Source organism: Streptomyces sp. IBSBF 2435 (genome assembly GCF_036815005.1).
Lineage (GTDB): Bacteria > Actinomycetota > Actinomycetes > Streptomycetales > Streptomycetaceae > Actinacidiphila.
Genome location: NZ_JAJSYW010000006.1, coordinates 33745 through 54697, shown reverse-complemented (window position 1 = coordinate 54697; position 20953 = coordinate 33745). Strand labels below are relative to the sequence as shown.

At 73.8% G+C, this 20953-nt stretch carries 14 protein-coding genes; 2 read left to right on the top strand and 12 right to left on the bottom strand.

The genetic code is table 11. The features are described 5' to 3' along the window. From V7E46_RS02475 to V7E46_RS02455, 5 genes are all read right to left on the bottom strand, one after another. A partial coding sequence (locus tag V7E46_RS02475; RefSeq protein WP_333766851.1) for a hypothetical protein occupies positions 1-2772 on the bottom strand: 2772 nt, incomplete at its 3' end. Further along, positions 2765-4105 (bottom strand): type VII secretion protein EccB, encoded by a 1341-nt coding sequence (eccB, locus tag V7E46_RS02470; RefSeq protein ID WP_333766850.1) that lies wholly within the window; start codon positions 4103-4105, stop codon positions 2765-2767. The genes eccB and V7E46_RS02475, both read right to left, overlap by 8 nt. A gap of 28 nt (positions 4106-4133) precedes the next feature. Further along, positions 4134-5534 (bottom strand): type VII secretion integral membrane protein EccD, encoded by a 1401-nt coding sequence (gene eccD, locus V7E46_RS02465; RefSeq protein ID WP_333766849.1) that lies wholly within the window; start codon positions 5532-5534, stop codon positions 4134-4136. Between the two features lie 196 nt (positions 5535-5730). Next, positions 5731-9684, bottom strand: coding sequence for a type VII secretion protein EccCa (gene eccCa, locus V7E46_RS02460; protein ID WP_333766861.1), 3954 nt, complete (start codon positions 9682-9684; stop codon positions 5731-5733). Between the two features lie 1002 nt (positions 9685-10686). After that, positions 10687-12204, bottom strand: coding sequence for an MFS transporter (locus tag V7E46_RS02455; RefSeq protein ID WP_333766848.1), 1518 nt, complete (start codon positions 12202-12204; stop codon positions 10687-10689). Between the two features lie 156 nt (positions 12205-12360). Here V7E46_RS02455 and V7E46_RS02450 point away from each other — a divergent pair, with 156 nt between their 5' ends. Beyond that, positions 12361-13008 (top strand): TetR/AcrR family transcriptional regulator, encoded by a 648-nt coding sequence (locus tag V7E46_RS02450; RefSeq protein ID WP_333766860.1) that lies wholly within the window; start codon positions 12361-12363, stop codon positions 13006-13008. Positions 13009-13058: 50 nt separating this feature from the next. Here V7E46_RS02450 and V7E46_RS02445 read toward each other — a convergent pair whose 3' ends face one another. After that, positions 13059-13523 carry a hypothetical protein gene (locus V7E46_RS02445; RefSeq protein WP_333766847.1) on the bottom strand — a complete coding sequence of 155 codons (465 nt, stop codon included), beginning with the start codon at positions 13521-13523 and terminating at the stop codon, positions 13059-13061. Positions 13524-13635: 112 nt separating this feature from the next. Here V7E46_RS02445 and V7E46_RS02440 point away from each other — a divergent pair, with 112 nt between their 5' ends. Next, positions 13636-14361 carry an alpha/beta fold hydrolase gene (locus V7E46_RS02440; protein ID WP_333766846.1) on the top strand — a complete coding sequence of 242 codons (726 nt, stop codon included), beginning with the start codon at positions 13636-13638 and terminating at the stop codon, positions 14359-14361. Here the strand turns inward: V7E46_RS02440 and V7E46_RS02435 are convergent. From V7E46_RS02435 to V7E46_RS02410, 6 genes are read right to left on the bottom strand one after another with little or no spacing between them, the layout of a single operon-like run. After that, a complete protein-coding gene (locus V7E46_RS02435) occupies positions 14324-16108 on the bottom strand; it encodes a hypothetical protein (RefSeq protein WP_333766845.1) in 1785 nt (594 codons plus the stop codon). The two genes, V7E46_RS02440 and V7E46_RS02435, sit on opposite strands and share 38 nt — an antisense overlap. A 10-nt stretch (positions 16109-16118) precedes the next feature. Continuing rightward, on the bottom strand, positions 16119-16682 hold the full coding sequence (locus tag V7E46_RS02430; protein WP_329172997.1) for an SET domain-containing protein-lysine N-methyltransferase: 564 nt from the start codon (positions 16680-16682) through the stop codon (positions 16119-16121). After that, positions 16682-17947: a hypothetical protein gene (locus tag V7E46_RS02425; protein ID WP_333766844.1), complete on the bottom strand. Its 1266-nt coding sequence runs from the start codon at positions 17945-17947 to the stop codon at positions 16682-16684. Before V7E46_RS02425 ends, V7E46_RS02430 begins: the two co-directional genes overlap by 1 nt. Then, the gene (locus V7E46_RS02420; protein ID WP_333766843.1) at positions 17944-18681 is read right to left on the bottom strand and encodes a class I SAM-dependent methyltransferase; all 738 of its coding nucleotides are present in this window, start codon (positions 18679-18681) and stop codon (positions 17944-17946) included. The genes V7E46_RS02425 and V7E46_RS02420 overlap by 4 nt, the downstream gene beginning before the upstream one ends. Beyond that, positions 18678-19862, bottom strand: a complete 1185-nt coding sequence (locus tag V7E46_RS02415; protein ID WP_333766842.1) for a hypothetical protein — start codon at positions 19860-19862, stop codon at positions 18678-18680. The genes V7E46_RS02420 and V7E46_RS02415 overlap by 4 nt, the downstream gene beginning before the upstream one ends. Next, entirely contained in the window at positions 19859-20926 is a 1068-nt protein-coding gene (locus V7E46_RS02410) for a lysine-2,3-aminomutase-like protein (RefSeq protein WP_333766841.1), read from the bottom strand. Before V7E46_RS02410 ends, V7E46_RS02415 begins: the two co-directional genes overlap by 4 nt. Positions 20927-20953: the final 27 nt, after the last annotated feature.

The window sequence follows — 20953 nt, the reverse complement described above, 5'->3', positions numbered from 1 at the left end:
GGCCGGGGACGCAGACGGCGGTACGGACGGGCGCGGCGTCGCGGCGGCCGGGGACACGGACGACGATACGGACGCAGGCGGGGTCGCAGCGGCAGGCGGTACGGGCACAGGCGGCACTGCGGCGGCCGGGGTCACGGGCGAGGGCGGGGCGAACGCGGGCGATACGGGCACAGGCGGCGCTGCGGCGGCCGGGGACGCAGACGGCGATACGGACGGGCGCGGCGTCGCGGCAATCGGGGCCACGGACAGCGGCACGGACGCAGGCGCGGGCGACGCGCTCGGCTCGGGCGGCAGGGGGGCCGGAGGCTGCGTCGTCGGCGGTTCGGGGGAAGAGACCGGGCCGGCTGCGGTCGGCGACACGGCAGTCGGCCCGGTCGGCGCGACAGGCGACGGGACGCTGTTCGACGGCGGGAAGATCGCCGTCGGGTGGGCGAGCGGGAGCGGACGCAACGCCGGGAGGCCGACCGGGGCCAGGCCGGAATCCGTGGACGGTGGGCCGGGCGCGGCCTCGGCTGCCGTCGGCTCCGCGTCGCCGTCCGCACCCGGGGCCGCGCCCGCACGTGCAGTCGGTCCAGCCGCGACGGGTTCCTCCGGAGCCGCGTCCGCACCGGCCGCACGCGGCGACCCCGCGAACGTGAGGCCGCCCACCGCGCGGACCGCGGATCGCAGCCATCCCGAACCGGCGCCACCCGCGCCGGACACCGGGGCGACCGGCGCCGCAGAACCGGCGTCCTCCGTGCCCTCGGACGCGGCCCCCGCGTCATCCGCCGACCGAGGTGACACCGAGGCGTCCGAACCGCCGGACGGCGTACCGCTGTTGTGCGACGGCCCCGCTCCCTCCGGACCGGTGGCGGCGGCGGGCGCGGGCCGGCGGGGCGGGGACGAGGGCGAAGACCAGGCGGCGCCGGCAGCGGGACCCGCCGCCACGAACGGCCCGCCGACCGCCGCGGAGCCCTCCGCAGCCGGAGAACCCGGAGCCCCCGAAGCAGCCCCCGACGCGCCAGCCGCCGAGCCCTCCACCGGCCTGGACTCCGGAACGCCCACCGCACCCGCGGCAGGACCCGCCGCCACGAACGGCCCGCTGACAGCCGCGGGGGCCTGGGGCATGACGGATTCGGTGGGGCACGAAGGGGCCCAGCCGTCGGGCAGGGCCGGTGCGGGTCCCGCGGTCAGTCCGCTCAGCGGGCGCAGGCTCGGCGGCGGCGCGGCGGCGGCTCGGCGGGCCGGAGCGGACAGGTCGTCGGCGGCGGACGCCCATGCCTCTGCCTGGAAGGGGGTGGCCGCTGCGGCGGGCGCGGACCGCGCCGGGGCGGCCGGGGCCGCGCTCTCCGGCGCCGGAACGTCCTCGGCAGCGGGGGCGGGCGCCCAGGGCGCAATGCCCGCGGGCCGGGTCATCGGCGGGATCGCCGCCGTCACCGCTTCGTGCGGGTCGGGGACGGCGACCGGCTCGGCGTACCAGACGCCCGTGTCGACGGCCGGATCGTCGGCGGGCCGCAGGGCGAACTCGCCGCGGGCGTCGGCGCCGAGCCGCCACAGCGCGTCCTCGGCGAGCGCCTGCATGCGCGCGGCCACGTCCGGGGAGCCGCGGTGGTAGAGGAAGAGCCGTTCACCGGGGGCGGCCGGGATGCGGCGGACGTCGTCACCATCGGCGGGTTCGGTCTGCGGGCGCATCCACAGCCCGCTCTGGACGACCTCGAGCACGGCGTCGAAGGCGTATTCGTAGACGCCCGGGGCGACCGGCCGGAAGCCGGGCAGCGGCTCGCGCACACCGGCCAGGGCGGGCGGCGGGGCGTCTTCCGTGCCGCGCGGGCTGTAGCGGAGTTCCCGCACGAAGCCCGCGCGGCCGGCGGTGCGGTCGGCCCCGTCTGGGGCGGCGCCGGACGGGAGGACGCCGGACGGGACGGCCGTGGCGCCGTCGCCCTCGGCGCGGCCGTCCTCGGACATGGACATGGACATGGACATCCCGGTGTAGAGGACGACCTGGTGCTCCAGCGCGTCGGCGAGCTGCTGGCCGAGCGCCTCGCCCTCCTGGGACAGCACCACGGGGCCGAAGTGCACGAAGCGGATGCGCGAGCGTGCCGACGGCATCACCGTCCCCCAGAACCGTACGACGTCCGCCAGCGGCACGGCCGGCCCGCCCGGGCAGCCCAGGACGACGGTCATGACGTCGGGATCGGCGGCGAGGCTGCCGAAGAGCCAGCGGCGGTTGTCGTCCGCCGACTCCGGCAGCGCGCCGCGCACCCACACGCCGCAGGGCAGTGGCTCGACCACGGCGTAAGGGCTGGCCGCCCAGGGACGGTCCATCATCGAGAACTGCCAGCGGGGCTTGGGGAAGCCCATGGAGTCGTGCTCGGAGGGGCGGCCGGGCCGCAGCCGCAGCCAGCCGGAGCCGTGGCCGCCGGGGATGTAGAGGCCGCCGCCCGCGGTGGGCAGCACCTCGCCGTCGGGGACCACCACGACCGTGCCCAGCGCTTCGGCGATCCGCTGCCCCGCCGCGCGGATCTCGGCGGAGGTGCCGCCGCCGAAGACCAGGCGCAGGCTGCCCTCGGTGTCGGCCAGGGCGTGGGCCAGCGCGTCGGCCGCGGTGTCGGGGGCGACGCCGGGCACGTCCACGACGACGACGGTGTGCTGCTCGTCGCGGGCCAGGGCTCTGGCGAACCGCCACGCGGCCTGGTCGGTCCTGCCCTTGGGCTGGATCAGCAGGGCGTCGCCGGCGGCGCGGCACTGGAGCGGCCGGCCGGGCGGCAGCAGCGAACGGATGCCCTTAAACACCGGCGCCCCCTCCGCCCGTCGAGCCGGGCATCGCCAGGACGGGGCCGGCCGGCAGCAGGCTGATCACGTCGTCGGACAGCAGGGACACCAGTCCCGACAGTCCGAGGGCGGCGGTGACGTCGTCGCCGGCCAGCGGATAGGCGGTGCCGTCGTCGGTGACGAGGTACGTCCTGGGGCGGGTGGCCTTGCGCAGCGCCTCCTCGCGGCTGCTGACCAGCAGGCCGTGGCCGGGCGGGACGAGGACGGCGCGGCTGCCGGTGGCGGCCTCGCCCCGTTCGAGGACGACCCGGGTGTCCAGGGCGCTGCCGTCGACGCGCTGGGCCAGGCACACCGCCTGCCCGTCGGTGGAGACCGCGGGAGCGCCCGCCACGTCGGGCAGCGTGCCGGCCATGCCGGGGTCGTCGGCGAGCCGTACGGCGGCCAGCGCGGAGGAGGGCACGCTCATGGGCGCGGGGGCGTGCGGCTCGGCGGAGAGCAGCGCGTATTCGGTGGCGTTGGTACGGGCCACACCGTGCTGGGTCATCACGTAGTAGTGGCGCTCACCGGCCGCGGTGTCCGTGCTGAACAACTGGCCCACGGTGACGGGGTGTCCGGCGACCGTGCCGGCCGGCCCGCCCTGCCCGGCGGGGCGGATCGCCTTCAGCGCGACGCCGTCGGGCACCGCGGCGAGCCAGTCGGCGGGGGCGGTGGTCTGCCGGTCGGTGTCGAGGCCGAGGGCGACCAGCGTCGACTGGTCGGGGACGCGGTATTTGGCGCCCTTCCAGAGCAGGTAGCGGGTGCCGTCCGCGGCGGCGAGCAGCGCCTGGCGGTCCTCGGGCACGGCGGTCGTCCGGCCGGCGGGGCTGAAGTCGACGCTCTGGCCGCCGGCGAACTGCGGCCGCAGGCAGCGGGTCCAGGAGTTGCCGAGGATCCCGGCGGGGGTCGGGACCTCGTCGGGCGCACCGGGGATGCCGACGGCCGGGCCGTGCGGGATGCCTTCGAGGTCCTTGCGGGAGACGTCGTGCGCGGCGGGGCTCGGGGCGAACAGCCGCACCGAGGCGTAGTTGCGGACCGGGCGCAGCACACCGTCGACGTACAGGTAGCGGTTGCCGGTCTCCTTCTCCACGATGTACGCGCCCGAGGCGCGCCAGGAGTGGTCGGCGGCCGGCGCGACCAGGCCGTAGACGCCGAAGCCCACGCACAGCAGGATGACGACGCCCACGCCGAAGAAGGTGCCAAGCGACGCGCGGCGGGTGGGGCTCTCGCCGCGGCCGGGGTCGCCGCTGACGAGCGCGGTGGCCAGCCGGCCGACGGCGAACTGGTAGGCCTGGACGTGGTCCCGTCGGGTCTGCATGTGCGGTCCTCCTCTCGGTTCCGGTCCTTCAGCTGGTCAGTTCGCGCACGTGCGAGTAGACGTGCAGGAGTTGGAGCAGCAGCGGCAGCAGCGCGATCGCCACGAGCATCTCGGCGATGTCGCCGCTGTGGCCCCACATGGGCAGCAGGCGGCTGGAGGGCAGCCGCCAGGCGGCGGCCAGCAGGGCGACGGCGGTGAGCAGCAGGAGCGCGGCGGCCGTGCCGCGCTGGCCGGGGCCGCCCGTGGTCCACTGCTCCAGGAGCAGCAGTCCGAGGCCGCCGCCGGCCGCGATGACGGTGGGCACCCGCTGGAGGGTGCCGGTCAGGCCGCGGGAGCGCAGCAGCACCGCGGCGCCGAGCACCAGGGGCAGCGCCCAGCCGATCCAGCCGTGCTCGCGGACCATGAACCAGAAGACGACGCCGAAGGACAGGGAGAAGCCGAGGCTGAGCGAGTCCAGGTAGGAGGTGGCGGCCCGCACCCGGCGCTCCACCCGCTCCTGCGGCTCGGGGTCGACGTCCTCCTGCAACTCGGCCGCGTTGTGGGGCAGTTGGGGCACCCGCAGCCGGGAGGCGCGCAGTGCAAGCCGGGGGGCGAAGTGGCCGAGGACGAACAGCGCGACGCCGACCACCGCGACGGCCTGGCCGGGCCGCCAGTCGAAGGCGGAGCGCAGTCCGATGGCGGCCGCTGCCGCCGCCGCGACGACGATCGCGGTGCCGGGCAGCAGGAACGGTATGGCCCGCAGCGCGAGCAGCGAGGTGGCGACGACCGCCACGCAGCCGGCGGCGACCAGCAGACCCGGCACACCGGGGTCGAAGCCGCCGTCGGGGCCTTCGCGGAAGGCGAGTCCGGCCAGTCCGGCCATCGCCATCGCCGCGATGCCGCCGGTCAGCACCGCGCCCCGGTCGGCACCCAGCCGCCTGCCGGCGGCGCAGGCCGCGGTGAACAGCACCGCGGCGATGCCCGAGCCGTAGCCGGCGAAGCCGCCGGGGCCGCCGCTGACCAGGGCCAGCGCGAGGGCGGCGACAGCGACGGCGGCCATGGTCAGGGCCAGCGCGCGGGTCAGCTCCGGCCGCCAGCGGCCGGGCAGCGAGCCGACCACGTGGGCGACACCGTCGGCGACGTCGTCGAAGTGCAGGGTGGGCAGCGGGTCGGCGACCGGCCGGAGGTGGAGCACGTCGCCGTGGTGCAGGCCGAGCCCGGCGGGCGTGCCGTCCGGGTCGAGCGGAGCCTCGCCGAGGCGTTGCAGCGCCCAGGGGGTGCCGCGCTCGCGCACGTCGGGGACCACGTGCTCGACGAGGACGGGCAGCAGCGCCGACAGCGGCACCGTCACCGGGATCGCGAGATCGGCCCGGCCGCCGGGACCGACGACGGTCACCCGGCACACCTCGGTGCCGGTCCCGGCTCCGGGAACCACGGAGGCAGTGGTCATCGGGACGCTCCTGTGCGGTGGGGGACGCCGCTGTCCGCGGCACCGCGGACGACGACGGCGGCGCTACGGGCGGTAATACGGACGGTCGTACGGGCGGGAGCCGTACGGGCAGCGGTCGTACAGGCAGCGGGCGTACAGGCAGCGGGCGCGGAACGGGCGACCGGTGTACGGGCGACGGGCGCGGAACCGGTGCGGCTCATTCGGCGGCCACCAGACCGGTCTGCATGAGCCTGACCGAGCGGCGGGTGACGAGCTGGGCGCGGCCGGGCGGCAGGGTGCGCGGTTTCGCCTCGCCGATGAACTTGCCCTCCTCCTTCGGGTAGGAGAAGAGCAGGGCCGGGTTGCCCAGCTCCCACAGGCGGCGCAGGACCGGGTCCATCATCGCCCGCATCGCCCCCGAGGTGCTGCGGGACAGGACCAGGTGGAGTCCGATGTGCGGGGCCTGGACCAGCAGCGGCACGAGCGGCGCCATCGGGGACGGGGAGCCCGGCGCCCCGGAGAACAGGTCGTAGTCGTCGATGAGGACGAAGAGCAGCGGGCCGCTCCACCAGTCGCGGCGGGCCAGGTTCTCCGGCGAGATGTCGGCACCCGGCACTCGCTTGCCGACCGACACCGCGGCACTTGCGGCGAGTTGGCCGAGCGCGTCGCTGTCCACGACGTAACCGACCCGGTAGGCCTCGGGGACCGCGGTGAGCAGGCCGCGGCCGGGGTCGGCGACCATGATGCGGGCTTCCTCGGGGGTGTAGCGGGAGGTGACGGCGTCGACCATCAGCCGCAGCACGTTGGTCTTGCCGGTCTCGTTGTCGCCGAACACCATCAGGTGCGGGTTGACGGAGAAGTCGTGCCAGGCGGGTTCCAGCCGCTGCTCGTCCCAGCCCAGGCAGACCCTCAGGTCGCCCTCGGCCGCCGGGAGCCGGGCGGTCGGCAGCCGGCTGGGCAGCAGCCGGACGCCGGGGGCGGGGCGGCCGGTCCAGAAGGTGCCGATCTCCGCGACGGCCTCCTTGGTCGCCGCGGTGAGGTCCTCGGTGTGCGGGGAGCTGTCCAGCCGGGGCAGGGCGGCCAGGAAGTGGTGGCCGGTGGAGGTCAGGCCGCGCCCTGGCTGGTGCGGTACGGCCGCCGCCGCCCGCGCGCCGACCTCGGACTCCAGCGTGTCGCCGAGCCGGAGTTCGAACTTGGTGCCCAGCAGGTCCCGCAGCCGCGGCCGGTACTCCGACCAGCGCACCGCGGAACCGATGACGTGGATGCCGAAGGACAGTCCGCGGGCGGCCAGGTCGATGACGCGCGGCTCGATGTCCTCGTAGTCCTGCCGCAGCGTGCCCCAGCCGTCCACCACGAGGAAGACGTCGCCGTACGGGTCGTCCAGCTCGCCGGAGGCGCGCTGCGCCCGGTAGCCGGCCATGGACTCCAGGCCGCGCGCGCCGAATTCGGCCTCGCGGCGCTCCAGCAGCTGCGTCAGCTCGGCGATGGTGCGCTGCACCCGGTCCCGGTCGAGCCGGGTGGCGACCGAGCCGACGTGCGGGAGCCCGGAGGTGGACACCAGGCCGCCGCCGCCGAAGTCCAGGCAGTAGAACTGGATCTCCTGCGGGGTGTGGGTCAGCGCCAGGGACAGCATCAGGGTGCGCAGCATCGTGGACTTGCCGGTTCTCGGCGCGCCGACCAGGCCGATGTGCCCGTCGGCGCTCGACAGGTCCGCGGTCAGCAGGTCGCGGGACTGCTCGTAGGGCTTGTCCACCATGCCCAGCGGGAAGCGCAGCGAGCCCAGCCTGGGGTAGTCCGCCGCGCTCATGCCGCGGTCGGGGTCCGGCACGATGGCGGGCAGCACCTGGTCGAGGCTGGCGGAGGAGTCCAGCGGCGGCAGCCACACCTGGCGGGCCGGCGGCCCTGCGTCCTCCAAGCGGGCGACCAGCACCTCCAACAGGCTCTCCTCGCTCAGCGGTTCGCCGTCGGGGCCGGTCGCGGCGACCGGCCCTGGCGCCTGCGCCGCGGTCCTGGCCGCCTCGGCGGGCGCCGCGGGCTCCTGGACGCGCTCGGAGAGCAGCTCGCCGCTGCGGTCGAGCCCGAAGACGGTGACCTCCTGGGCGGCGCGCTGCCGCTCGGCGGGTTCGCTCTCGGCGGCCGGTTCGGGGGCCGCGCCGGAGACGTAGGCGGCCTTGAAGCGGACGAGGTTGGTGGTGTCGACCTTCAGGTAGCCGTTGCCGGGGGTCGGCGGCAGCTCGTACGCGTGCGAGACGCCGATGACGCTGCGGGACTCCATCGAGGAGAAGGTGCGCAGGGCCAGCCGGTAGGACAGGTGGCCCTCGACCTTGTGGATACGGCTCTCGTCCAGGCGCTGCGAGGCGAGCAGCAGGTGCACGCCCAGGCTGCGCCCGAGCCGCCCGACAGAGACGAACAGGTCCACGAACTCCGGCTTGCTGGCCAGCAGTTCGGAGAACTCGTCGACGATGATGAGCAGCGAGGGAAGCGGGGCGAGGGTGGCTCCGGCGGCGCGGGCCTTCTCGTAGTCGAAGAGCGAGGAGTGGCCGGACTCGCGCAGGAGTTCCTGGCGGCGGATCATCTCGCCGTTGATGGAGTCCCGCATCCGGTCCACGAGGTGGATCTCGTCCGCGAGGTTGGTGATGACCGCCGAGGTGTGCGGCAGCCGGTCCATGTTGAGGAAGGTCGCGCCGCCCTTGAAGTCGACCAGGACGAGGTTGAGGACCTCGGAGGAGTGGGTGGCGGCCAGTCCCATCACCAGGGTGCGCAGCAGTTCGCTCTTGCCCGAGCCGGTGGCGCCGATGAGCAGGCCGTGCGGTCCCATGCCGCCCTGCGCGGACTCCTTGAGGTCCAGCTCGACGACCTCGCCCTCGTCGGTGACGCCGAGCGGTACCCGCAGCCGGGCCGACTGTGCCTGCCGGGGGCGCCACTTGGCGGCCACGTCGAAGGTGCGGGGGTCGCGGATGGCGAGCAGCGACGTCAGGTCGAAGTCCGACTCCAGCGGGCGTTCGGTGAGGTCGACGCTGCCGCCGGTACGCAGCGGGGCCAAGCCGCGGGCCAGCGCCTCGGCTGCGACGGCGCTGAGCGCGTCGGCGGTGGCGGCGGCGGAGGCGTCGTCACCGGCCGGGAAGCTGACGGTGCCGTCGCGGACGGTGAGCCGCAGGACGTTCTCGCCGCCGCGCAGGGTGCCGGTGGCGTCCAGCAGCAGCGCGTTGCGCAGGCCGTCGCCCGCCAGCCGGGAGCTCTCCGGCAGGTGGGCGCCCTGGGCGATGACCACCAGGTAGGGCTCGGTGACGTTCGGCGAGGCGTCCGGGTCGTGGTCGGGGCGGTCGCGCACCTCGGAGCCGAGCAGCGCCATCAGCTCGTCGTGGTCGCCCGCAGCCAGCCGTACCGCGCCGGCGTCGTCCTGCTCGTCGGGGTGGGCGTTGTGCGGCAGCCACTTGACCCAGTCCCACTCGTCGCGGGCGGCCGGGTTGCCGAGCACCGCGACCCGGAGCTCGTCGGGGGCGTGCAGGACGGCGAGCTGGGCGACCATCGCCCGCATCAGGGCCAGCGCCTCCCCGCCGTCGCCGGCGAACTCCACCCGGGTGAAGCGGCGCAGCGCCACCGGGATGGGCAGATCGGGGACGGTCTGGTGGGCCTTGGTGAAGCGGCGCAGCGAGATCGCGGTGAGCGGTTCGAGGTCCTCGACGGGCTTGGTCTGCGGCGGCAGGAAGGCCAGTTCCGCGCGGCGGATGCCCATGCCGATGCGGACCCGGCCGAAGTCCTCGTGGCTGGGGCGGCGTTCCCACAGCCGCGGTCCCCCCGCGAACGCCCACAGGTCGCGCGGATCGGGGCTGTCCCACAGCAGGGCGGCGCGCTGCTCGGCCGCGGCGGTCCTGGCCTGACGCCGCTTCTGCGCCAAGTACCGCAGGTAGTCGCGGCGTTCGGCCCGCATGCGGCGGCGGCGCTCCGAACTGCTCCGGCCCACCTGGGTCAGCGTCATGCTGACCATGGCGACGCCCATCATGCCGGACATCATGTAGGTGGTCGGTCCCATGCTGCGGATGCTGAACATGAGCACCATGGCGCCGGCGCCGAGGCCCATGGGCAGATACATCAGCGCGGAGCCGAAGTCCGCGCCCGCGGGCTCACCCAGTACCGGCGGCTCGGCGAGCTCCACCTGCCCGTCGGGCATCGGCGGCCCGTCGCGGCGGGGTGAACGCTTCACCGGCTTAGTGCTCAAAGCGGTGACTCCCATGCAGTGTGCATGTCACTGGTTACGGCAGCGACTATAGGGAATCGCCCCTCTGTTGCAACAGCCCCCATTCCCTTTCCCGCTTGCCGCTCCCGGCCGCCGCAACCGGCCGCACGACCGGTAACGCGGATTGCCGGACCGCGCTGACTCCGGGGAGCAACGGGCCGTGAGGGAACAGCGCCGCAAGCGGCACGAAGGGACGGACAGCCGTTTCCGGCGGAAAACTGTTCCCCAGCCATTCACCTTTAATCCTCTGCGCGTCCGTCTTCCCTGGAATCTCCCGGCCGCGAAGCGGACCCGGCCCGCCGTCCGCGGCGCCGCACGGCACGTTTTTGCAGGTGGACGGGATGGAGAGGCCGAGCACGACGCCGAGACCGCCGACGCCCGCGCCGCGCGGCCGGGGCCGGCCTGCTGTGAATGACGACTGCCGCGCCGAGCACCGGCGCCGATCGTTTCAGCCTGCAACCGGGCAGCCGAGAAGGCACACCGGGCAGCCTCGCGTCCGAAACGGGTAACAGCCCCCGGGCGTCTGTCGCCGCTCCCCCCGCTATCGCGGCGGTAAGGAAGAACCCCCGGAATGCCATTTCCCCTTGACAGAGCCGCACCCGGGACGAAGAAGGCATTCCGCTCGATCACGACCGAAGCGGTCCGGGCGAGGCCCGCAGGGCGTGACACGTCACGAGGTCGGGGCCGCCGCCCATGACCGGAACGGACTCCCGGCGACGTCTCCGCGCCACCGCCTTGGACCGTCGAAGCCATCGGGTTCGACTTCCGGCACTTGCCGCCCGCCACGCGCCCCCCGCATAGCGCGCGACGCGATCACGGCCGGGCGATAACACTTTTCCCGGCAAAGCTTTTGTTTTCCTCCGAAAAAGCGTCAGGAACAAAGCGGGGTCCGGCCGCCCGCGGCGGTGTTCCGCACCCGGGCCGGAACGACCGGCGTCAGGCGGGTTCCTCGACAGCGGGCTTCGCGGCAGCGGACTCCCCGACGCCGGGCTCCTCGCCAGGGGCTTCCTCGACCGTGTGGGAGTCGGTCAGGCTCAGCGCGCCGCCCGCGGCGATCAGTCCGACGACGGCGGCGAGCACCGCGTAGGTGATTTGTTCGCCGTGGAAGAACGACGCGACGAGGTCGCTGCTCCAGGTGCCGGCCGGCAGCCGGGTGGTGACCAACGCGGCGATCAGGGTGCCGACCACGGCGGTACCGACGCTGGAGCCGACCTCCTGGGCGGTGTCGTTGAGGGCCGTACCGATGGAGGTGCGGTTGCTCGGCATGGCGTCGACGAGTGCGACCGCGCAGATCGTCATCACGGTGCGCAGTCCCACGGTCATGAGCACCATGCAGACGGCGATGGCGGCGTACCCGTGGCTGACGCCCCAGGACAGGCCTGCCAGCGAGCCGGCCAGGCAGGCCGCGCCGACCAGGCACGCGATGCGGTGGCCGAACCGGCGGGCGAGCCACTCGGACAGAGGCGTCGCGGCGATCATCGTCACGATGATCGGCAGGTTCGCCAGGCCGGCCCGCACCGGGCTCCATCCGTAGGCGTACTGGAAGTGGAGGATCAGCCCGAACATCACGCTGGCCATCGCGATGGACGTCCCGATCTGGGCGATGGCGGCGCCGCGGACGGTGCCGTTGGAGAAGAGGGTCAGATCGAGCATGGGTGCCGCGCTGCGGCGCTCGTGCCGCACGAACGCGACGGCGGCGGCGACGGCGCCCGCGATCGACGCGAGGGTGATCCCGGAGAGCCAGCCGTGCTCGACACCGCTGGTCAGCGAGTAGCAGGCGAACCCGATGGCGCTGACGCTCAGGACGGCGCCCGGCAGGTCGAGCGTGTCCTTGGTCAGGTCCTCCGGCCGGTCGGCCGGGACGCCGAGCCGGACGCCGATGCACGCGATCACCGCGATCGGAGCGTTGACGACCAGCAGCCACTCCCAGCGCACATGGGCCAGCGCGGTGCCGCCGAGCAGCGGCCCGAGGACGAAGCCGGACATGCCGACGATGATCATCACCGTCATGGCCCGCATCCGCAGGGCCTTGTCGTCGAACAGGCGGAAGACCAGCGAGTTCGTGATCGGGGCCATCGCCGCGGCGGCGACGCCGAGCGCGGCCCGCAGGGCGATGAGCTCGCCCGCCGTGGTGACGAGGACGACGCACAGGCTCAGCGAGCCGAACACGGCGAGGCCGACCAGCAGCACCCGGCGGCGGCCGAGCCGGTCGGCCATCGACCCGGCCGTGAGCAGCAGGCCGCCGAAGGTCAGCGAGTACGCACCGGTGACCCACTGCAGCGCGGTCGTCCCGCTGCCGAGGTCGCGGCCGATCGTGGGCAGCGCGATCGACAGCAGGGTGTTGTCGACCATCTCGACGAAGAAGGCCAGGCAGAGGGCAGCCAGCGGAATCCACGCCGCGCGCAGGGACGGATAGGTACGGGACGGGTTGTGAGGCGTAGCGGTGGCAGTCATGGCGGTCCTCCGATCGAACACCGTTCGGCTATCGAACAACGTACGATACGGTACGATAGAACAACGTTCGATAGTTGCGCAAGACGGGTAGGGATGTGAGCCATGGCACGCCTGCAAAACCGCCCGGGCGAGGGACGCCGACGGGCTTCGCACTCGATGGAGTCCGTGCTCACCGAGGCGGTGGCCCTGCTCGACGAGGCCGGGGCGCCGGCCCTGACCTTCCGCGCGCTCGCGCAGCGCCTCGGCGGCGGCGTCGCCAGCATCTACTGGTACGTCGCGAGCAAGGACGAGCTGCTCGACCGCGCCACCGACCACGTGATCGGCGGGGTGCTGGCCGACGTCGAAGCACTTCCGGTCAGCGACGACCCGATCGACGACCTTCGCGCGATGGCCGTGACGCTGTTCGACGCGATCATGGACCGGCCCTGGCTGGGCGCCTACTTCATGCGCAACACCGACGTCCAGGGCAACGCCCTGCGCCTGTACGAGAGGCTCGGCCGGCAGACCCTCCGCCTCGATCTCACCGCGCGCCAGCGCTTCCACGCCGTGTCCGCGATCGTGGGGGTCGTCGTCGGCTCCGCCGTCGACCTGGGGCAGGAGCCGCCGCAGGAGATCCTCGACGGCGCCGTGAACCGCGAGGAATTCCTCGGCCGCTTCGCCCGGACCTGGCGGGAGCTGGACCCCGGGGAATTCCCGTTCGTGCACGAGATCGTCGACGAGTTCGAGGGCCACGACGACATCGACCAGTTCCGCTCCGCGCTGGAGCTGACCCTGACCGGCCTGCGTCTACAGGCCGGCGCCTGAGCGGGTCGGGTACGGCTGCCCATTCCCGTACCGCTGTCAGGCGCGCCCGCTCATTTCCGGGTGAGGTCCTGGCGCATGCACTGGCGCAGCGCGGGAAAGACGGAATACCACTGGTCCCGCTGTTCCCGGTACGCCTCGTCCTGCCAGGCGATTCCGGATTCGATCGCGTCGCGGAAGTCGCGGAGTCTGTGCAGGGCGGCGGTGGCCACGTCCACTACCCCGTCCGGCGCGATGATTCCCAGCTGGTAGCGCAGCTCGTAGCAGCCGCTGTTCCTGAAGGTCTCCGTCGCCGTCCTGGCGCGGTCGGCCTGCGAAGCCTCCATGTGCCGGGCCGTGTCCCGCAGCGCGTTGTCCGTCCGCGAAAGGGCGGAGAGGTATTCGGCGTACACCTGGCGCTTGATCTCCTGCTGCCTTCCCTGCTCCTCGTGCTTCCAGCGGGTGCGGTCGGCCACGAGGTTGGACAGAACGGCGATCAGCGCACCCAGGGCGGTACTGATGAAGAAACTCCAGCTCATGTCGGACCTATCATCGTACTGATCCAGTCGGGGTGAGGCGGGTGGTCGTACGGGGTTCTTCGAGTACAACGGCGGGTCCCTGCACTACGAGGACGTCGGCTCAGGACCGCCGGTGGTGCTGATCCACGGATTCACGCTCGACCGCCGGGTATGGCGGCCCCAGGTCCGGTCGCTCAGCGCGCATTTCCGGGTCATCACCTATGACTGCCGAGGGTTCGGCCGCTCATCGGCTCCGGCAGGCCCGTACAGTCACCACGACGATCTCCACCGGCTGCTCCGTCATCTCGGGGTCGCGCGCCCGCACCTGGCCGGTCTGTCGATGGGCGGACGCATCGCGCTGAACTTTGCTCTGGCCAGGCCCGGTTCGGCCCGGTCGCTCACGTTGATCGGCAGCGATGTCGGCGGCCACCGGTACGGCTTCGACTGGGACGCGGGCCTCGCCGCCCTCGACCCGGCTGCCGCGAAGGCGGTGTGGCTCCGGCACGAGCTGTTCTGGACCGTCCGGCGCCATCCGCAGGCGTGGGAGCTGGTGCGCGCGATGGTCGCGGACTACTCCGGTTGGCACTGGCGCAACCGCGACCCCCGCCTCCCGCCGGACACCGGGGCCGTCACGCGGCTGGCGGAGATCCGCGCGCCGGTCGACGTCGTCGTCGGCGCCCTGGACCTCACCGACTTCCACCGCGTCAGCCGCACTCTGGCGACGCGCATACCCGGGGCGCACCGCACCGTGCTGCCGGGCGTGGGGCACATGGCCGGCCTCGAAGCGCCCGACGCGGTGAACGCGCTCCTGCTGCGCCGGCTCACCTGCGGCTCCCGACGGCAGCGGTCCGACCCGTGAAGGCCTTCCACTCGTCGTTCTCGTACCAGTGACGGTCGAACGCGGTGATCACCGGATACGGTTCTCCCGGGTCCTGCGGGACGCAGGCGGCCATCGCCCGCCAGAAGGCGTCGATCAGGCCGCTGTAACGGGTCGCCAGCCACAGGTCGGCGCGGACGAACGGTTCGCCGCTCATCCGGACCGCCCGCAGGTCGTACCCGCCGCGGTATTCATTGCCGCCCGCCACCAGCGAGCCCCGCCAGAGCTGCGCCCCGGGCGCCCGCAGGGAGTACCGGACGCCCGCCGCGACGTGGCCGCCGTGCCACATGTCGGCTGACTCGGCCAGGTCGGGCAGAGCGGGCGGGAAGAAGTAGTGCCGCTCGGCGGGCACCTCGGCGCGGTCGAAGTTGCCGGGGACGAAATGCCAGCGGTTGTACTGCATCCGCTGGGCGACCAGCCACAGGATCCGGCGGATCTCCACATCGCGCAGTCCGCCCAGCCGGCCGGGGTGGGGCAGGACGCAGCAGAAGAAGTCCGGCTTGCGCAAGGTGAGTGGCGAGGCGGCGCGGACGGGGCCCGACCTGCCCAGCCGCCGCAGGTCCCGCACGGCGCTGGACATCGCGTAGTCGGCGTCCAGGTCCTGCACGGCGCTCTCCACGATGGTGGCCAGGATCCGTTCCAGCAGCGGGACCTGTTCCGCCGCGGTACCGGTGACGGCCTCCCGCACCATCCGGGCGACCAGCTCCTCACCGGGCAGCTCCCGAGCGTGTCGGCGGCCGAGTGACCGCTCGGCCAGTGCGGCGAGCGTGTCGGGCGCCGGGCAGTGGCTGCGCTCCCGCTGCGGGAGCATGGCAAGCACCTCGCGTTTGCCGAAGGTCGTGCCGGTGATGCGCCGGAATCGGATCCAGTCGGACCGGTCGACCGCACGGGCGAGTTCGGCGACCTCGGCGGCCAGCGGAAGGAGCGGTCGGGTGGGCAGGTCCGCGGGGATGTGCCGCCCCAGGGCGTGCGCGTACCTGTGCCAGGTGGACACCAGCCACGTCCGCAGTGCGGTCGCGCTGAGTTGGCGGCCGTTGAACTCCTCGAACCGGATCGACCGGCCGGTGGCGAACAGGACGTGCACGGCCATGACGAGGAGCCGTTCGGCCGGGCTCCACGCCGCCGGCGGTTCGGCGGCCAGTTCCCGCAGCGGGCGTTCACGGAGGAGGGTGCTGGTACCGGCGTCGGACCGGGAGAAGACCTGTCGCCCGCAGTAGATCAGGACCGTCTCGACATGGTCGGCCCAGTCCGCTGCCTGGCGGACGCGGGCGGGCAGGGAGCCGGCCGCCTCCCAGCCGCGCAGGACGCGGTCGAGCCGGGCCTGTTCCCGGTCTTCCGCGACCTGCCACGCGGCGTGCTCCTCCTCGGCGCGCTCCAGTACGGACCGGCTCACCCGTAGCAGCGCGAGGACGTCGCCGACGCCGGCCGGCCGGCCCTCGGACGCTTCGAGCAGCGAGAGTTTGCCCTGCGGGGAGTACGCGACGAGCAGGTCACGGCTGTCGGAGCCGTCCGGTCCGTGCGGGTCCGCCGGGAGCAGGCGCAGTTCCTCGTCCCCGATGGTCTGCTGGAGCACGGAGCGCTCCTTGACGGTGAGGCTGTCCACGGCGTCGGGGTACGGCACCCGGCCGCCCAGTGTCAGAAGCCTGAGCAGCGTCGTGTAGGCCGGGCGGTCGGCGAGTGCCTCGTCGCGCGCCCTCGTGATGAGGTCGCGGGCGCGGGGGCCGGTCACGGATGCTCGGTCAGCGCACACGTATCCTCCTGGGAGCCGGCGGCCGGCCGTTGACGTCCCCGGCTCTCACCGTGGTCTCCTGCGCGACGACCGCCGCGGCTTCCAGCGCCGGCCGCAAGCGGCGCCGCCAGGTCCGGCTCAGCTCGGCGGGGATCTCTCCCGCCGTGGAGGTCAGCGTGCCGACGCAGGAGTCGGCGGCGCACCGGCACGGGAAGCTCCATCCGTCGTCGTAGCGGAACGTGCGGTAGTCGCACGTCACTTCCTCGCCGCGCCGGATGTCCCGTACGGCGACGCCCACCGCGAGGCCCGCGTCGAGCACCGACGCGTCACAGGAGTGGTTGAGCAGGTGCGCGCCGCGGCACGGCGAGATGAGGCTGCCGTCGGCACGCCGGTAGCCGAACTCGGTGAGCCAGTGGACGACGGGGGCCGGTGTCTCCCGCTGGCCGCCGAGCGGAACGACCGGGCACTTGGGGCAGGGCCACCACAGGGCGGTTCCGAGCGGGAGGTCGCGCAGCGCGAAGACACCGACGCCGTCGACGCCGCTGAAACCCGGGTGCAGGGCGGAGTGCAGCACTAGACCAACTCCAGTAGTCCGGTGAGTTCCCGTTCGGCGTCCGCGACGGACCCGGCATCCGTACCGCACACCAGATAGCGCCATTTGCCGTCGGTCCTGAGGGTGTCCACCGGCAGGAGCACCCGGGCGCCGGCCGCCGGGTCGGTGAGGCCCGCCCGTTCCAGCGCGCCGACCGCGGCCGCGAAGTCCAGCCGGGTGGTACCGCGCCGCACGTCCGCGTGCCAGTACGACGGCTTGTGCTCCACGCCGGCCAGGCGCCTGAGCCGGCCGACGAGTTCCTCCAGGTACGTCCCGCCGGTCCTGCGCACATTGGCCTCGGTGACGACGTACCGGCCCTCGAACACCCCGCAGTCGAGGTCGAAGATCCCGCGGTACCCGTGGGCGAGCAGCCAGCCGCCGATCCGCTGGGCCGCCTCGGTCAGCGCCCCGCTCAGGCGGCCCCGGGCGGCGGGCGTGGTCATCCCGGTCCAGGCGTTGTCCACGCTGCGCTGGTCACAGCTGTAGAACTCGCTGACCCCGGTGGCCGTGACGTTCATCTCGACGCTCGGCACGCTGTCGAAGGGCAGCAGCTCCTCGTACACCCAGCCGCAGCGCGGCGCGCCCTGTTCGGCGATCGCCCGCCGGACCTGCTGTGCCACCGGGGGCGAGCCGGCGTCATTGCGCACGACGAAGGTGCCGTGCCCGTTGGAGGAGCGGTTCACCTTGACGATCGCGGCCCGGCGGCCGGCCAGGAGCTGTTCCAGCCCCGCGGTCAGCGACTCCGGCTGGTCCGCGTACCCGCCGTCAGCTACGGGCAGGCCGAGGCCGGCCGCGATCCGCCGGAAGCCCTGTTTGGTGTTGATCCGGCGGACGGCGGCCACCGTCCCGTCGTCCGGGACGGTGTCGTACGGGTACAGGCGCATGCCGGTGGCGCGGGCGAAGGCGGTGACGCGCGTGTCCACGACGAACGGTACGAGCGACGGGCGCGCCGTGACCCGGGCGGTCGCGCCGAGCGCCGCCACGACATCGAGGGCGTGGATGCCGCGGATCGTGTCCGGGGCGACGATGTCGACGCCGCCGAGGTCGAGGGCGAGCGTGCGCGCGACGTAGTCGCGGAACGCCGGCGGGCAGGGCGCCAGGGTCACCACGCAGTCCCCCGGTGCGGCCAGCCACAGTTTCCTCGGGGTGACGGCGGCCATCGCCCGTGCGTAGGAGGGCGGTGCCGCCTCGATCATGACGTCGTTGACGATGTTGGCGAGCAGGGTTCTGCCGGTTGCCGAGGTCATCGGGTGCTCCCTTCCGGGTGCGGCTTGGTCGCGGCGATCACCATGTGTCCGGCGAGCGCCCAGCAGACGTCCGTGCCGTCGAAGCCGGCCTCGGCCAGCCAGCGCAGGTGCTGGAGCAGCGTCGAGGGCTTGTCCACCGGGTCGGGGAACCGGAAGGTGTTCCACCGGGTCGCGCGAAAGGCGCCGGCCGCGTCCGGACCGCCGTGCGGCCCGGCGGCCTGCCTGTCGACCTCGGCGTCCCAACGGCCCGCAGCCCAGGCGGTCGCGGTGGCGGTGGGGGGCCGCACCAGGTCGGCCAGCACCAGCCGGCCGTCCGGCAGCAGCATGCCGTGCAGGTCCCGGTAGAGGACCTGCTTGGCGGCATCGTCGAGATGGTGCACCGCCAGCGACGAGACGACCGCGGCGTACGTCCCGTGCCGCCATCCCCCGTCCTCCAGCGGCGCCTTGACCAGCTTGACCCGGCTGCCGAAAGGAGCGAGCCGGTCGGCCGCCGCGGCCAGCATCCGGGCCGAGTTGTCGATGCCGGTCACCCGGGCTTCGGGGTACCGCAGCAGCAGTGCCGCGGTCAGCCGGCCCTCGCCGCAGCCGAGTTCCAGGATGTCCGGGCCGGGGAGGGGGGCGACCAGGTCGCGGACGGTCTCGATCTGCTCCCCCCGCCGGGGGACGAAGACATCGCCGTGCCGGATGAAGAGGTCGTCGTCGGAGTCGGCCCAGTGGTGCGGTGGTACGGTCATGCGCTCTCCCGGTGGTCGAGGATTCCCTGGCGGCACAGCCAGGCGGCGAGGGTGCGGCACGACGGCGGCACGGCGCGGGGGACGCCGTCCGGCCGGGTCGCCGGCGCCAGCCAGTCACGGACCTCCGCCGTGTGCGGCACCGTGGTCAGCGCCCCCATCGCGGCGACCGACAGGTGCCCGCGGCGGTCCTCGGCCCACAGCACGGGCGCGGCGGTGCGGCAGCGCACCCGGTCGCCCGGCCCGCCCTTGCCGCCTTCCGGCCACCGGGGCGGGCCGGGCGGCGCGGGGCGCATGCCCAGGGCGGACAGCCGCGCGAGCGGACCCCACTCGGTGTCACGGCTGCCGGTGTGCTCGCCGTAGGCCGTCAGCCACGCGGGCGGTACTTCGCCGTGCAGGCGCTCCCCCCACAGCGGTAGCGGGTCCGCGCCGGTCGTCCGCTCGTACGCCGCGATGTTCAGGGCCAGGGCGGGGCCGTGCGTCTCGCCGACGTGCCATGTGCCGGCGGTCCACGAGAAACCGCCGCCCTTCCCCGCCGTCAGCGTCTGCGCGCCGCCCATCACCGCCGCCGGATCGAGGCCGGGCAGGTATTCCTCGGGTGCCCCGCTGTCCGGAGCGCCGTCGGCACGCACCGGCGTGCCCGGCGGCGGCCACCCGCTGTCCGGCCAGAAGTGCATGCTCTTGGTGCCCGCCAGCACGAGGTGGACGTTGGCGCAGCGCTCGCGGTGGATTCCGCCCGGTGTGCAGCGGTAGTCGCCGAAGAAGACCTCGGCCTCGACCGGTCCGCCCGGCATGCCGAGCCGTGCCAGGTAGGGGGCCAACGCGCCGACCAGCGCCTCGAAGAGCGGACGGTGGTAGCGCTGCACATCGCGGGCGTAGGCGAAGCATCCGCCGTCCCCGACGAGCGGGGCGAGCGCCGCCAGCCAGCGCTGCGGACCGGCTTCGTCCCCGCCCCAGCGGTGCGGCCACCAGGCCGTCCGCTCCTCGGGCACGCCCTGGACCAGGAGCTTCGCCCGTTGCCCCGGCGTGCCGGACGCCTGCGCGGCGAAGGCGGCGCACATCGCCCGCCACGCACTGCCGACGCCGACACCGGGAACGGTCCACCGGACGGGTGAGCAGGACGCGCCGTCGCGCTCCCTCACCAGGGCGGTCGGCGGCCGCTCCGGCCCCGGGTGCACGCTCACGCTTCACCTTCGGCGGGCCGGTCTCCGGCCGGCGGGTACCGGTGGACCCGGCCGTTGGGATCCGTGACCAGATAGCCGCCGGGATGTCCGCCGAGGTAGCCGCGGCCGATCGGGACCTTCCCGTGCCCGCCGGGGATGTCCAGCACATAGGTCGGCTGGCAGAGCCCGGACACCGTCCCGCGCAGTCCGGCCACCAGGTCCTGCCCGGCCGTGATGGTGGTACGGAAGTGGCCTGTGCCCGGGGCCAGATCGGCCTGGTGCAGGTAGTACGGCTTGACGCGGTGCCGCACGAGGGTGCGGAAGAGGTCTTCGAGCGCGTCCGCCGAGTCGTTGACGCCCTTGAGCAGAACGGTCTGGCTGAGCAGCGGGAAGCCCCGGTCCGTCAGGCGCTTCAACGCGAGCAGCGCTTCCCCGCCCAGCTCCTGGCGGTGGTTGCAGTGCACGACCGTCCAGACCGGTGTGTCCGCTGACAGGGCGTCCAGCAGTTCCCCGGTGATCCGGTCAGGGGCGACCACCGGTACCCGGGTGTGGACGCGGACGACCCCGACATGCGCGATGGCGTCCAGTTCGCCGACGATGCGGCGCAGCCGGGCGGGCGAGAGCATGAGCGGGTCGCCGCCCGTGAGGATGACCTCCCAGATCTCGGGGCGCTCCCTGATGTACGTGATCGCCCGGCTCAGATCGTCCTCCGCGAGCACACCGTGTCCCGGGCCGACCACCTCGCGCCGGAAGCAGAACCGGCAGTAGACCGGGCACAGGTGCAGCGGCTTGAGCAGCACCCGGTCCGGATAGCGGTGGGTGATACCGGGAATCGGGGTGAACGGGCCGTCGCCGATCGGGTCGTCCCGCTCCTGCGGGGTCGTCTCCAGCTCCCGCGGATCGGGAACGAACTGCAGGGCGACCGGGTCGTCGTCCCCGCCGGTGATCCGCTCGCGCATGGCGGCCGTCAGGCTGATCGCGTACCGGTCCGCGACCCGCTCGATCCGCTGCTGCTCGTCCGCCGCGACCAACCCCTCCCGGACCAGTCCCTGGACGGTTCTCACAGTGCTGCGCTTGTCGGGCATGGGGTTGCGGACCTCCTGGCAGTGGAC

Bases quoted from the DNA above. Each gene is read 5' to 3' on its own strand.
- eccB (WP_333766850.1), bottom strand. From the start codon at position 4,105: ATGCAGACCCGACGGGACCACGTCCAGGCCTACCAGTTCGCCGTCGGC.
- eccD (WP_333766849.1), bottom strand. From the start codon at position 5,534: ATGACCACTGCCTCCGTGGTTCCCGGAGCCGGGACCGGCACCGAGGTG.
- eccCa (WP_333766861.1), bottom strand. From the start codon at position 9,684: ATGCCCGACGGGCAGGTGGAGCTCGCCGAGCCGCCGGTACTGGGTGAG.
- V7E46_RS02455 (WP_333766848.1), bottom strand. From the start codon at position 12,204: ATGACTGCCACCGCTACGCCTCACAACCCGTCCCGTACCTATCCGTCC.
- V7E46_RS02450 (WP_333766860.1), top strand. From the start codon at position 12,361: ATGGAGTCCGTGCTCACCGAGGCGGTGGCCCTGCTCGACGAGGCCGGG.
- V7E46_RS02445 (WP_333766847.1), bottom strand. From the start codon at position 13,523: ATGAGCTGGAGTTTCTTCATCAGTACCGCCCTGGGTGCGCTGATCGCC.
- V7E46_RS02425 (WP_333766844.1), bottom strand. From the start codon at position 17,947: ATGACCTCGGCAACCGGCAGAACCCTGCTCGCCAACATCGTCAACGAC.
- V7E46_RS02420 (WP_333766843.1), bottom strand. From the start codon at position 18,681: ATGACCGTACCACCGCACCACTGGGCCGACTCCGACGACGACCTCTTC.
- V7E46_RS02410 (WP_333766841.1), bottom strand. From the start codon at position 20,926: ATGCCCGACAAGCGCAGCACTGTGAGAACCGTCCAGGGACTGGTCCGG.